The 12,237-nt window shown below is 60.2% G+C and carries 13 protein-coding genes; 7 read left to right on the forward strand and 6 right to left on the reverse strand.

Annotation, left to right across the window (positions count from 1 at the left end):
• Positions 1–4: 4 nt before the first annotated feature.
• The gene (galU, locus tag AC0Z8Z_RS13055; RefSeq protein ID WP_122534637.1) at positions 5–847 is read right to left on the reverse strand and encodes a UTP--glucose-1-phosphate uridylyltransferase GalU; all 843 of its coding nucleotides are present in this window, start codon (positions 845–847) and stop codon (positions 5–7) included.
• A 349-nt stretch (positions 848–1,196) separates the two neighbouring features.
• Between galU and AC0Z8Z_RS13060 the strand changes: the two genes are divergently transcribed.
• Positions 1,197–1,382: a hypothetical protein gene (locus AC0Z8Z_RS13060; protein ID WP_172612574.1), complete on the forward strand. Its 186-nt coding sequence runs from the start codon at positions 1,197–1,199 to the stop codon at positions 1,380–1,382.
• A 181-nt stretch (positions 1,383–1,563) separates the two neighbouring features.
• Positions 1,564–1,845, forward strand: a complete 282-nt coding sequence (locus tag AC0Z8Z_RS13065; protein ID WP_065987192.1) for a hypothetical protein — start codon at positions 1,564–1,566, stop codon at positions 1,843–1,845.
• A gap of 56 nt (positions 1,846–1,901) precedes the next feature.
• Here AC0Z8Z_RS13065 and AC0Z8Z_RS13070 read toward each other — a convergent pair whose 3' ends face one another.
• Positions 1,902–2,258 (reverse strand): hypothetical protein, encoded by a 357-nt coding sequence (locus AC0Z8Z_RS13070; protein ID WP_122534636.1) that lies wholly within the window; start codon positions 2,256–2,258, stop codon positions 1,902–1,904.
• Between the two features lie 201 nt (positions 2,259–2,459).
• Here AC0Z8Z_RS13070 and AC0Z8Z_RS13075 point away from each other — a divergent pair, with 201 nt between their 5' ends.
• The 3 genes from AC0Z8Z_RS13075 to alkB all read left to right on the forward strand — a co-directional run bounded on the left by AC0Z8Z_RS13075 (position 2,460) and on the right by alkB (position 3,733).
• Entirely contained in the window at positions 2,460–2,765 is a 306-nt protein-coding gene (locus AC0Z8Z_RS13075) for a DUF1883 domain-containing protein (protein ID WP_037010615.1), read from the forward strand.
• Positions 2,766–2,845: 80 nt separating this feature from the next.
• Complete coding sequence (locus tag AC0Z8Z_RS13080; RefSeq protein ID WP_122534635.1) at positions 2,846–3,025, forward strand: hypothetical protein; 180 nt, start codon at positions 2,846–2,848, stop codon at positions 3,023–3,025.
• 24 nt (positions 3,026–3,049) lie between these two features.
• Positions 3,050–3,733 carry a DNA oxidative demethylase AlkB gene (gene alkB, locus AC0Z8Z_RS13085; protein ID WP_485619389.1) on the forward strand — a complete coding sequence of 228 codons (684 nt, stop codon included), beginning with the start codon at positions 3,050–3,052 and terminating at the stop codon, positions 3,731–3,733.
• A 693-nt stretch (positions 3,734–4,426) separates the two neighbouring features.
• Here the strand turns inward: alkB and AC0Z8Z_RS13090 are convergent.
• The 4 genes from AC0Z8Z_RS13090 to gnd form a co-directional block, all read right to left on the reverse strand.
• On the reverse strand, positions 4,427–6,232 hold the full coding sequence (locus AC0Z8Z_RS13090; protein WP_485619390.1) for a glycoside hydrolase family 15 protein: 1,806 nt from the start codon (positions 6,230–6,232) through the stop codon (positions 4,427–4,429).
• A 97-nt stretch (positions 6,233–6,329) separates the two neighbouring features.
• A complete protein-coding gene (locus AC0Z8Z_RS13095; RefSeq protein WP_485619391.1) occupies positions 6,330–7,148 on the reverse strand; it encodes an HAD family hydrolase in 819 nt (272 codons plus the stop codon).
• Complete coding sequence (gene zwf, locus AC0Z8Z_RS13100) at positions 7,145–8,668, reverse strand: glucose-6-phosphate dehydrogenase (protein ID WP_485619392.1); 1,524 nt, start codon at positions 8,666–8,668, stop codon at positions 7,145–7,147. The genes AC0Z8Z_RS13095 and zwf overlap by 4 nt, the downstream gene beginning before the upstream one ends.
• The gene (gene gnd / locus AC0Z8Z_RS13105) at positions 8,668–9,645 is read right to left on the reverse strand and encodes a phosphogluconate dehydrogenase (NAD(+)-dependent, decarboxylating) (RefSeq protein ID WP_205483016.1); all 978 of its coding nucleotides are present in this window, start codon (positions 9,643–9,645) and stop codon (positions 8,668–8,670) included. The genes zwf and gnd overlap by 1 nt, the downstream gene beginning before the upstream one ends.
• Positions 9,646–9,966: 321 nt before the next feature.
• On the opposite strand from gnd, the gene AC0Z8Z_RS13110 reads away from it, so the two are divergent.
• Positions 9,967–10,140 carry a DUF6026 family protein gene (locus AC0Z8Z_RS13110; protein ID WP_108121958.1) on the forward strand — a complete coding sequence of 58 codons (174 nt, stop codon included), beginning with the start codon at positions 9,967–9,969 and terminating at the stop codon, positions 10,138–10,140.
• Positions 10,141–10,487: 347 nt separating this feature from the next.
• Positions 10,488–12,233, forward strand: a complete 1,746-nt coding sequence (locus AC0Z8Z_RS13115) for a phosphoethanolamine transferase CptA (RefSeq protein ID WP_485619393.1) — start codon at positions 10,488–10,490, stop codon at positions 12,231–12,233.
• The last annotated feature ends 4 nt before the right edge of the window (positions 12,234–12,237 follow it).

Raw genomic sequence — 12,237 nt, forward strand, 5'->3', positions numbered from 1 at the left:
TGCATCACTGAGTCGATTTGCCGGTCTTGTAGAAGTGCTCGAAGCAGAAGTTGGTGGCTTCAACGTAGCCTTCAGCGCCACCGCAGTCGAAGCGCTTGCCCTGGAATTTGTAGGCCAGCACGTTGCCTTCAGCCGCTTGCTTCATCAGGGCGTCGGTGATCTGGATCTCACCACCTTTGCCCGGCTCAGTGTTTTCGATCTTCTCGAAAATGTCCGGGGTCAGGATGTAACGACCGATGATGGCGAGGTTGGACGGAGCAACGTCCGGCGCCGGCTTCTCGACCATGTCGGTGACGCGGAACAGGCCTGGCTTGATTTCTTCGCCAGCAATAACGCCGTACTTGTTGGTCTCGTTCGGGTCGACTTCCTGAATCGCAACGATCGAGCACTTGTACTGCTGGTGCAGTTTGACCATCTGCGCCAGAACGCCGTCGCCTTCCAGGTTTACGCACAAGTCATCCGCCAACACCACGGCAAATGCCTCGTTACCGATCAGCGGACGACCGCTGAGAATCGCGTGCCCCAGACCTTTCATTTCGGTCTGGCGAGTGTAGGAAAAGCTGCACTCGTCGATCAGCCTGCGGATACCGACCAGGTACTTTTCCTTGTCGGTGCCCTTGATCTGGTGCTCCAGCTCGTAGCTGATATCGAAATGGTCTTCCAGCGCGCGCTTGCCGCGGCCGGTGACGATGGAAATTTGGTTCAAACCCGCAGCCAGTGCTTCTTCCACGCCGTATTGGATCAGCGGCTTGTTGACAACTGCCAGCATCTCTTTGGGCATGGCCTTGGTCGCTGGCAAAAAGCGAGTGCCGTAACCGGCTGCAGGGAACAAGCATTTCTTGATCATATAAATCCTTGATGAGCTGGGGGTGTTGCGGCGCAGTCTAATGAGGCGGCGATAACCTTACAATGCCGCTACTGGCCGTTAGCTGCCTAGGTAGAGGAACGCTGACGCAGATAGTTCCGCAGATAGCTCTGCAAATAGCTCAGCAAGTCGCTCCCTCGCAACGCTTCACCCACTGATTATTGGAATTCCATGCTGTCCTTCGTACGAGGGCATCCCGCGCCCCGTAACCGCCGTTCGGTGACCCTCGCAAGCGTAGCCCTGTTCGCCACCGCATGTGGGAAATTGTGCGATTGCCCTTTGGCATTTGCCGATTATCATGGGCGCCTGAATTATCAATCGAGACGAGTCGATGTCTGAAGTCAAAAGCGTTAACGGGTACCAGATCAAAAAGCTCCAGGACGGCCAATGGTGGCTGGTAGGCCATGACGGTGAAGCCGTGGCAGGCCCGTTCGCAAGCGAGAGCAGCGCCATTGAAGTCGCCGCCGTGTTTGAAGACACGCCAGCCCCGCGTCGTCGGGCTGACAAGAAGGACTGATCAGACGGCCCCGGCCCGCTCTGCAATGGAGTGCGGCCGAGGCCTTTCTTGCGCGGCTTCGGCCTCGAATGTGGCTGCAGGAGGCCTGCAAAAAATCTACGGTGATGCCGGAACGATGGCACAGCCTTTCAGTCTCAGACTAGCAATTCCCACACCGGCCCTCATCGCGAAGCATTCCACCATGATCAAGATCTTATCCGTCATTGCTGTACTGGCCCTGACCGGCTGCGCGACTGCGCAGAACACCTACCTCAAAGACGGCAAGCAGGCGTTGAGCATCGACTGCTCCGGCGAAGCCATGTCCTGGGCCGCCTGCTACGAAAAGGCTGACGCTTCCTGCGCGGGCACCGGCTACAACATCGTCAGCACCAACGGCACGCCGCAACCCAAGGAAGATGACAAAACCCTGGGTGTAGATGTCGGCAACTACAAGAACCGCACGGTGCTGGTGGTCTGCAAATAACGTATCACCCGTCTAACCGTTGAAACGCGTCACGCTTGATCCGCCCCGCAGCCGCATCACTCGCCCGAGATACAGGCCGTCACGGCGTGCTGCACGTCTTTGGGCCGCAGCGGGTTGTTCGACAAGCGCTCGAACAGCTTGATCGAGCTGCCGCTGGAGCGGGTCTCGATGTCGACGATGGCAGCAGGGTCACTGGTCAGCAACTTCTGTGGAACGATGATGCGCAAGCCCTCTTTGTGGGGCTCGATCTGCGGCGGCTTGCGGCTGTCAGAGATGCGCCCGACAAAGCACGCGGCATAATCTTTCGGCGACTTGCCGGACATGACGCTCATGGTTGCCGGGGTGTGTTCGATGTCCGTGACTGTGGCGCAACCGGTCATCGCCAGTGCCAGAATAACAACCGCCAATTTCATACAATCCCTCCAGTAAAGGTGCTTACGACAAGCCTGATCCGGATTAAATCCCGCGCGTCAGCTTTTTTAACTGCCAGTTGGCTATCAAGGCCGCGTCGATCAAGCGAGTCCTTGCTTAATTAAACCCGCCGTGATGATCAATGCTCAGGCTCGCCGTGCTATCGTTTCGGGTTTTCGAGAACGCTGTCTCCGGAGACACCCATGAAATTCGTTCACCAGCGCGAGCATCTTAACGAAGACGACATGGTCGTCATCGAGTGCTCCCAGCTTTGCAACATACGCCTGATGAGTGATGCCAACTTCCGCAGCTTCAAAAATGGCGGCCGTCATACCTACCACGGGGGCGCATTTGATCGTTTCCCGGCCAAGATCGCGGTGCCCAGCACTGGCTTCTGGAACATCACCATCGACACCGCCGGCCGCAAACTCGACAGCCATGGCGGTCGCAAGACTGCCTTCACCCATTCGATCAAAATCGTCCGCCGCTCGTCCTCGCGTCTGAGCTGATGCACCATTGAACACCGGCTGGCGTGAAAGCTTCGTGTTTTTTTCGCGGTCATCCGGTCAGCGTTTCCAAGGAGTCAAATGTGAGCACCCCTGCCCCCGTCGTCAAATATGCCATCAGCTACAAGCTCAACGGCGAGCGTCGTTTTGAATTCGCCCTGTTGCAGTCGCCTTCCGCCGATGAGGCGTTGGCGGCCCTGCAGAAGATGCACGGTGACAGCGCCGATATCATCAGCGATGTGAAGGTCAGCAAGGCCCTGTAAGCGAAATCTGAACCGGGGAAGCCCATGGTGATGCAGCGCAAAGGCACGACGCCGGCGACGTTCGATCTGTTCGCGGAGGATACGCCGCAAGCGCCCTCACGGGAGCAGATCGGGCCGGAGTCGTTCGTGTTCCGTGGCTTCGCCCTGCCCTTCATCAAGCGTTTACTGCCTGCGCTGGAGTCGGTTCTGACTCAGGCGCCGTTCCGCAACATGGTCACGCCCGGCGGTTACACGATGTCGGTGGCCTTGAGCAGTTGCGGGGAGTTCGGCTGGACCACTGATCGCAGTGGCTATCAATATTCTCCGATCGATCCTCTTTCAAGCCAGCCGTGGCCAGCGATGCCCGAAGCGTTTCTGGAGCTGGCGGTGGAGGCCGCTTCAGAGGCGGGGTTTGCGGCCTTTGCGCCGGATGCGTGCCTGATCAATCGATACATTCCCGGGGCCAAGATGTCGCTTCATCAGGATAAGGATGAGCGCGGTTTGGAGTGGCCGGTGGTGTCGGTGTCGCTGGGGTTGCCGGCGATGTTTTTGTTTGGCGGGCATCAGCGCAGTGATCCAACCGAGCGGGTGCCGTTGTTTCATGGGGATGTGGTGGTGTGGGGCGGGGTTGATCGGTTGCGCTTTCATGGGGTGATGCCGGTTCGGCAGGCGGAGCATCCGCAGTTGGGGGAGCAGCGGATCAATTTTACGTTTCGCAAGGCGCGGTGATTGGGGTTTACGTCTAAAGATCAAGATCAAGGGCGTCTGCCTGGGGGCAGACTGTTTCGCCTTCGGCGAGTTACTTGGAAAAGCACCCCAAGTAACCAAGGGTGCTTGCTCCTGGTTAGGTTCCTCCTTCGTCGGAATACCCTCACTCCGACGACGCTCCGTGGGCCCGCGCCGAACGGACATCCATGTCCTGACGGCGCTCTCGCCGCATCCATGCGGCTCGGCCCACTGCGCGTCGTCTACGTTCGGCCTGCACCCAAGTCGCGATTGGCGGTGTTTGGGCCTTTTGTGGTCGAAGATCAAAAGCAGATCAAAAGCTTCCAGCTGAAGCCGGTCCCACAGGGTGTCCGCGTCGCTTTTTAGTGGGACCGGCTTTAGCCGGGAAGAGGCCGGCCCGGGCACCCTCAATCCAGCGGTGTGATTCCGACGCCTTCCCCGCTGATGTCGTTTCCGCTATGACGGTGTGGCCGCGCGGCTCTTGACGGGGCAGACGACTCGGTAAAGATGTTGATCGTGCCCACGCTCCGCGTGGGTATGCATCCTCGGACGCTCCGCGTCCATCTCAGGCTGAGGCCGATCCGGCTGGCTGCACGAATTCTTGGTAGGACCGGCTTCAGCCGGGAAGAGGCCCGTGCAGGTGCCCTCAATCCAGCGGTGTGATTCATGACGCCTTCCCGGCTGATGCCGTTTCCGCTAGGAGGGTGTGGCCGCGCGGCTCTTCACGGGGCAGATGACGCGGTGAAGATTCAGGGCTGTGTTGATGATGCCGATGTGGCTGAAGGCCTGGGGGAAGTTGCCGAGCATGCGGTTTTGCCGGGGGTCGTATTGTTCGGCGAGGAGGCCGACGTCGTTGCACAAACCGCACAGGCGTTCGAACAGAACCTGGGCTTCTTCGTCGCGGCCTTGCAGCACGTAGACGTCGGCCAGCCAGAACGAACAGACCAGGAACGTCCCTTCGCTGCCCGACACGCCATCGGTGCTACGCTCGCTGTCGTAGCGCAGCAGCAGGCCGTCCTTCATCAGCGCCTGTTCAATCCGGGTGACCGTCCCGGTCACCCGGGGGTCGTCGACGGGGAGGAAGCCGGTCAGCGCAATCTGCAGCAGACTGGCGTCCATTTCCTGACCGCCGTAGGTCTGCACGAAGCTGCCCAGCGCGGCGTCGTACCCGTTGGCGCAGACGTCGGCGTGGATCTCATCGGCGACCGCCCGATAATGCCGTCCCCGCTCGCGGTCTTCGGGGTTCTCGCTTTGCGCCAGCACACCGGCATTACGATCGAACGACACCCACGCCATGACTTTGGAATGGGTGAAATGCCGTGGCGCCGAGCGGATTTCCCAGATACCGGCGTCCGGCTGGTGCCAGACCTTTTCCAGAAACGGCATGATCACTTTCTGGATTTCCGTGCTGCGCGGCAACGCCGGCAAACCGTTTTTGAGCGCCTGGGTCATGGCGTCGGCCACTTCGCCGTACACGTCAAGCTGCACCTGACTGGCCGCGCCATTGCCGATCCGCACGGGACGCGACTGCTCGTAACCGGCCAGCCAGGGCAACTCATACTCCAGCAAGCGCCGCTCGCCTGCCAGGCCGTACATGATTTGCACCTGCTCCGGGTTGCCGGCGATGGAGCGCAGCAGCCAGTTGCGCCACGCGGTCGCTTCTTCGAAGTAGCCCAGGTTCATGAACGCCAGCAGGGTCATGGTCGCATCGCGCAGCCAGCAGAAGCGGTAATCCCAGTTGCGTTCGCCACCCAGTTGCTCCGGTAACGAGGTGGTCACCGCCGCGACAATCCCGCCGGTTGGCGCGTAGGTCATGGCTTTGAGGGTGATCAGCGAGCGCTTGACCTGATCCGTCCAGGGACCGACATCGGGACAGCGGTCGGAAAATTCACGCCAGAACCTTTCGGTCTGTTGCAGCGCCTTCTCAACATCGAAGCCACCGCGCACCGGGTCATGGGAGACCTGCCAGGACAGCGCGAAACCCAGGCGCTGGCCGGCTTCAACGCTGAACAGGCTCTCGGTGTGATGGTCCATCGGGTGCAGTTCGGCGGGCGTGCGCAGCACCAGCATGTCCGGCCCTGCAACAGCGGTCATGGTGTGCGGCTCGCGTTTCTCGACCCACGGTACGGTGCTGCCGTAGTCGAAGCGAATTGCCAGGTCCATGGAGAAATCCACACGCCCTTCCACGCCGACGACGATCCGGACCACGCTGCTGTCGATTTCCATGGGCATGAAATCGATGAGCAGCGCCTGTCCGGTGTCGGTGGTGAAGAAGGTTTCGAGAATCAGTGTGCCGTCGCGGTAGCTGCGGCGTGACCGGGCGCTGCCGTCAACAGGCGCCAGCTTCCAGCGCCCGTTGTTGCTGTCGCCGAGTAGCGCGGCAAAACAGGCGGGCGCATCAAAGCGCGGGAAACACAGCCAGTCCAGCGACCCGTGGCGGGCCACCAGCGCTGCGGTCCGACAGTTGCCGAGCAGCGCGTAATCTTCAATCAACACAGCCATCGGGCGGTTGTCCCTCTTGGTGAGCACTTTATTTTTGTTGTCCGCCGCGCCCTCGAGTAGCGGTACCCGTGAGTAGCAGCGCAACCGCTGCCCCGAATCATCGAGGCAGGATGTATCGGTCGATGGCCTTGGCCAACCCGTCATCGACATTGCTGTCGGTGACGTAATTGGCCTGAGTCTTGACGCCGACTTCGGCCTGCCCCATCGCGATGGAAAGCCCGGCGCGCAGGAACATCGCCACGTCGTTGCCCGCATCACCGATTGCAGCCGTGTGGGACAGCGGCACGCCCAACGCATCGGCCAGCGTCTCAAGGGCTGTGCCCTTGTTGGCGTCCAGCGCGGTGACGTCCAGGTAGTAGGATTGCGAACGCGCTGCCAGTGCAGACTTGGCGATCAGCGGGTTGAGCTGGACCTCAAGGCGCTTGAGCAGCTCGAAGTCCTTGCTCGCCGCGACGATCTTGTCGATGCGGTCCAGGTACTCGTCGAAGCTGTCGACCTGAACGAAGTCGTAGCCCAGCGTGTTGCGCTCATGCTCCACGTAATCCCCTTCGGGATTGAGCAGCAGCCACTGGTCATCCGCAAACACCCAGACCGCCACCGCCTCGCTGGCGAACAGTTCGAGACTGGTGCGCGCCGCGGTGGCAGGGATGCGGTGAGCCTTCAACAGGCTGCCGTCCGGATTGATGATGTTGGCGCCGTTGAACGCCACGGTCGGCAGTTTGATGCCAAGGGCCTTGATCTGTTGACGCATGGCCCGCGGCGGACGGCTGCTGGCGACTGAGAAATGAATCCCGGCCTCCTGAAGTTTGCGCACCGCGTCGATATTGGCCTGACTCAGGCTGTGATCGGGGTGCAGCAGCGTGCCGTCGATGTCGGACAACATGAACTGGATGAGGGGTTGCGAGACCTCACTCATCCCAGACGCTGCCACGTGCGACCGTCACGGGCCAGCAACTCATCGGCCGCCGCCGGCCCGTCTTCGCCCGCGTGGTACAGCTCCACTTGCGGATCCTTGGCCCAGGCATCAATGAACGGTTGCACGGCACGCCAGCCATTCTCGATGTTGTCGGCGCGCTGGAACAGAGTCTGGTCGCCGGTCAGGCAGTCGTAGATCAGGGTCTCGTACCCGGTCGACGGCTGCATCTCGAAGAAGTCCTTATAGGCAAAACCCAGCTCGATGGTCTGCATGTCCAGGGTCGGGCCGGGCTTCTTCGCCTGCAGATCAAACCACATGCCTTCGTCAGGCTGGATCTGGATCTTGAGGAAGTTTGGCGCGACGCTGCCGACATCGGTGTCACGGAACTGCGCGTACGGCGCCGGCTTGAAGCAGATGGCGATCTCGGTGTCGCGCACGCTCATGCGCTTGCCAGTGCGCAGGTAGAACGGCACGCCCATCCAGCGCCAGTTGTCGATCATCACCTTGAGGGCGACGTAGGTTTCAGTGTTGCTCTCGGCATCAACGCGGTCTTCCTGGCGATAGCCTGTGACCGCCTTGCCGTCGACGCTGCTCTCGGAATACTGACCGCGCACCGAGTTGGCCAGCGCTTCCATTTCCGACCAGGGCCGGATCGCACCCACCACTTTGGCCTTCTCGCCGCGCACGGCATCGGCGCCAAATGCAGCGGGCGGTTCCATTGCCACCATCGCCAGCAGCTGGAACAGGTGATTGGGCACCATGTCCCGCAGCGCGCCAGTGGTCTCGTAAAAGCTGCCACGGGTTTCAACGCCCACGGTTTCGGCCGCGGTGATCTGCACGTGGTCAATGTAATGGTTGTTCCAGAACGACTCGAACAGACCGTTGGAGAACCGGCTGACCAGAATGTTCTGCACCGTTTCCTTGCCCAGATAATGGTCGATCCGGTAGATCTGCTTCTCGCTCATGACCTTCAGCAAGCAGTTGTTCAGCGCCACAGCGCTGGGCAGGTCGTGACCGAACGGCTTCTCGATCACCACGCGACGGAAGCTCTCGTCGTCTTCGACCATCAGCCCCGAGGAGCCCAGACGCTGGGCCACTTCACTGAAGAAACGCGGCGCGGTCGCGAGGTAGAACACGGCGTTGCGGGTGCCCGTGCTCTTGATCTTTGCGTTGATGTCCGTGTACGTGGAATCGTCGAGAAAATCGCCGGTGATGTAGGTGATTCGCTTCGACAGGCTGCCCCACAGCGCCGGATCCAGAGGCTCTTCGCCGCCCTGGGCGACCTTGCTGGCCGCCTCCTGACGAATGAAATCCTCGAGCTTTTTGGCAAAATCGGCATCGCTGACGGTGTTGTGGTCAACGCCGACAATGTGCAGGTCCTCCCCCACCAACCCGTCGCGAAACAGGTTGTAGAGGGCCGGCATCAGCAGCCGTTTGACCAGATCACCATGGGCGCCGAAGAGAAACAGCGTGGTCGCCGGAGCGACCGGAGCATTCTGCTTGCTGCGGGACAGACCCATTATTTTGGTTCCTTATGACCACCAAATCCGAAACGCATGGCGGACAGCATTTTGTCGCCGTACGTGCTTTGTTGACGGGAGCGGAAGCGGGCGAACAGCGAAGTGGACAAGACCGGAACCGGTACCGCCTGCTCCATGGCCGCTTCGATGGTCCAGCGGCCTTCACCGCTGTCGGCCACGGAGCCGGAATAGGCGTTGAGCTGTGGGTCGGTGGCCAGCGCATCGGCGGTCAGGTCCAGCAGCCAGGAGGACACCACGCTGCCGCGACGCCAGACTTCGGCGATGTCGCCCAGGTTCAGGTCAAAGCGCTGTTCAGCCGGGAGGTTGTCCGAATTCTTGGTCTTGAGGATGTCGAAGCCTTCGGCGAAGGCCTGCATCATGCCGTACTCGATGCCGTTGTGAATCATCTTGACGAAGTGCCCGGCGCCCGGCGGGCCGGCGTGGATATAACCGTGCTCGGCGCGCGGATCGGCGTCTTTGGAACGATCTTTGGTGCGCGGGATGTCGCCGATGCCCGGGGCCAGGGTCTTGAAGATCGGGTCGAGGCGCGTGACGACGTCGGTTTCGCCGCCGATCATCATGCAGTAGCCGCGTTCCAGACCCCAGACGCCGCCGGAGGTGCCGACATCGACGTAGTGCAGATTTTTGTCTTTCAACGCGAGGGAGCGACGGACGTCGTCCTTGTAGAAGGTGTTGCCGCCGTCAATGATCACGTCGTCGGCATCGAGCAAGGACGCCAGCTCGTTGATGGTGTCTTCGGTTGGAGCGCCAGCAGGCAACATCACCCAGACGGCTCGCGGTTTTTCCAGGGCAGCGACCAGTGACGCGAGGTCGTGGGCTGGTGTCGAACCTTCGTTGGCAAGCGTGGTGCGAGACTTCTCATCGCGATCATAGACCACAGTCGTGTGGCCATTGAGCATCAGTCGACGTGCGATGTTGCCGCCCATGCGGCCTAGTCCAACAATCCCGAGTTGCATGTAGAGGTGCTCCTTAATCAAATTCAGAGGTGCCTCAGTTTATAGCCCAGTGCCGCATAGTGGGTTAGTCCGGGGAGGCAAACTATGGTTTCCCGGTGAAAAAAGTTTCATGTGCAGGTTCGCAGAGGTCTGCAAGACTGCCCTATGGAGCAGGTTTTCGCGATCAAGAAACGTTCGCGACAATCATAAATAAAAAAGTTCCTTTTTTACGCAAAAGAAATCAGAATCCCGGCCGATAAAGGTAGTGAGCAGGACATGCCGAGTAGCAGACGTCCTTGCTTGAACCTTATGAAGTTGAACCCGCCATTTGCGAGGTGTGCAATGGGCACAGTACTGACAGCCAATGCTCCACAGACCCTTTACGTCACCATCCGTCGTGACGAGCTGCGCCAGCTCAGGGAAGAACGCGCCGTATTGCAGAACAAAGTCGCCCAGCTGACTTCGATGCTGCAGCACGCCCAGCTCATCGGCAGCGGCACCGCCCTGCACGCCTGACCCGCGACGCTCCTTCGCCACGCATTACCAGGCAAGCCCGATTTGCAGGCTTGCCGGCGCAACGTTCGATCCCGCTCGCGTCCTGACTCGTGTCCTTATAGTGCCGCACGCCTGGCACGCATTTCGACCTTCGTCGGACCCGACACACGCTGTTACGTTCCCCGCCCCGCTCTGTCGTGCGCGTTTGTAGCAGCTTTTTCCCGTTTCACCACCCTCCCCTGACAAAATTTTCACTCGCCTGAAAACATAATCCCGACCCTCAACGTATAGGTTGCTGGCCAATTGCTGGCACCTGAATGAATTCGGGCGATGTTTCGTCGCCTGAAAGGTCTGTAGCGGAGCGCTTGATGGCAACGATGAAACGGAGCACTGCGACTCCGAAAGGGTTCGACTGGGCCGGCGTGATCTGGCTGTTTGTGTTTTTCTGGTACTTCTCCGGCATCACCCAACTGCTTATCCAGCTCACCGGCATCACCGGTTTTGCCGGCTTCCGCCAGGCATTCGTCATCAGCGGCATCTGGCTCGCACCCATGCTGCTGTTTCCCCACAAGACCCGCGTCATGGCCGCCGTCATCGGCGTGATTCTGTGGGCCTGTTCCATGGCGAGCCTGGGTTACTTCTTCATTTACCAGCAGGAGTTTTCCCAGAGCGTCATCTTCATCATGTTCGAATCGAACATTTCTGAAGCCGGCGAGTACATGACCCAGTACTTTGCGTGGTGGATCGTGCTGGCGTTCATCGCCCACACCGCTTTTGCGATTTTCCTGTGGACACGCCTGCGTCCGGTGTACATGCCGCGCCCCCGCGCCTACGCCGTGGCCGCCGCATTATTGATCGGCATCATCGGCTACCCGCTGGCCAAACAGTTCGCCCGCCATGACGACACCGCCTCGGCCCTAGAAGCATTCGAGTCGCGCATCGAGCCGGCAGTGCCATGGCAGATGATCGTTGCCTATCACCGCTACACCCAGCAACTGGACGGCATGCAGGACATGCTGACCAGCAGCAGCAACATCGCGCCGCTGAAGAACCTCAAGGACCAGCAGGCCAACCTGCCGACCACTCTGGTGCTGGTGATCGGCGAGTCGACCAACCGCGGCCGGATGCACCTATATGGCTACCCGCGCCAGACCACACCGAACCTGGACGCCATGAAGGATCAGCTGCAGGTGTTCAACAATGTCATCACCCCACGGCCGTACACCATCGAGGCCCTGCAGCAGGTATTGACCTTCGCCGACGAAGAGAACCCGGACCTTTATCTGAAGACGCCGTCCATCGTCAGCGTGATGAAACAGGCGGGCTACAAGACCTTCTGGATCACCAACCAGCAGACGATGACCAAGCGCAACACGATGTTGACCACCTTCTCCGAGCAGGCTGACGAGCAGGTCTATCTGAACAACAACCGCAACCAGAACGCCCGCCAGTACGACGGCGACGTGCTGGCGCCGTTCGCCAAGGCCCTTACCGATGCCGCGCCGCGCAAGCTGATCGTGGTGCATTTGCTCGGTACGCACATGGCCTACCAGTACCGTTTCCCGGAGGAGTTCGCGAAATTCAGCGGACGTGAAGGCGTGCCGTCGGACATCGATGACAGCAAGCTGGAGTTCTACAACAGCTACGACAACGCGGTGCTGTATAACGATTTCGTGGTGTCCAGCCTGATCAAGGAGTACGGCAAGGCCGACCCGAACGGCTTCCTGCTGTACCTCTCGGACCACGGCGAAGACGTCTATGACTCGCCAGGCCGCAACACCCTGGGCCGCAACGAGAACAAGCCGACCATCCCGATGTACACCGTACCCTTCATTGCCTACGCCTCGCCGAAGTGGAAGCAGACCCATGACTGGAACTTCGAGAGCATCCACGACCGGCCTTACACCAGCTCGAACCTGATCCATACATGGGCGCAACTGGCGGGTTTGAGCTTTGATGAACTCGACACCACGAAAAGCCTGGTCAGCCTGGATTTCAAGGCACGGCCCCGCTTGATCGGCGACCCCTACGCGCCGAAAGGCTTGAGTGATTTTGCCCACATGGAGAAAGCGGCCAGCCAGCCCGGCGCGATGCCCGAGGTGGTACAGAAGTAACTGA

This window comes from Pseudomonas sp. 1L-C-7-B-C1 (assembly GCF_057291635.1).

Coding starts and splice junctions, on each gene's coding strand:
- zwf (WP_485619392.1), bottom strand. CDS start 8,668: ATGGGTCTGTCCCGCAGCAAGCAGAATGCTCCGGTCGCTCCGGCGACC.
- galU (WP_122534637.1), bottom strand. CDS start 847: ATGATCAAGAAATGCTTGTTCCCTGCAGCCGGTTACGGCACTCGCTTT.
- alkB (WP_485619389.1), top strand. CDS start 3,050: ATGGTGATGCAGCGCAAAGGCACGACGCCGGCGACGTTCGATCTGTTC.
- AC0Z8Z_RS13090 (WP_485619390.1), bottom strand. CDS start 6,232: ATGGCTGTGTTGATTGAAGATTACGCGCTGCTCGGCAACTGTCGGACC.
- AC0Z8Z_RS13065 (WP_065987192.1), top strand. CDS start 1,564: ATGATCAAGATCTTATCCGTCATTGCTGTACTGGCCCTGACCGGCTGC.
- AC0Z8Z_RS13060 (WP_172612574.1), top strand. CDS start 1,197: ATGTCTGAAGTCAAAAGCGTTAACGGGTACCAGATCAAAAAGCTCCAG.
- AC0Z8Z_RS13070 (WP_122534636.1), bottom strand. CDS start 2,258: ATGAAATTGGCGGTTGTTATTCTGGCACTGGCGATGACCGGTTGCGCC.
- AC0Z8Z_RS13110 (WP_108121958.1), top strand. CDS start 9,967: ATGGGCACAGTACTGACAGCCAATGCTCCACAGACCCTTTACGTCACC.
- AC0Z8Z_RS13115 (WP_485619393.1), top strand. CDS start 10,488: ATGGCAACGATGAAACGGAGCACTGCGACTCCGAAAGGGTTCGACTGG.
- gnd (WP_205483016.1), bottom strand. CDS start 9,645: ATGCAACTCGGGATTGTTGGACTAGGCCGCATGGGCGGCAACATCGCA.
- AC0Z8Z_RS13075 (WP_037010615.1), top strand. CDS start 2,460: ATGAAATTCGTTCACCAGCGCGAGCATCTTAACGAAGACGACATGGTC.
- AC0Z8Z_RS13095 (WP_485619391.1), bottom strand. CDS start 7,148: ATGAGTGAGGTCTCGCAACCCCTCATCCAGTTCATGTTGTCCGACATC.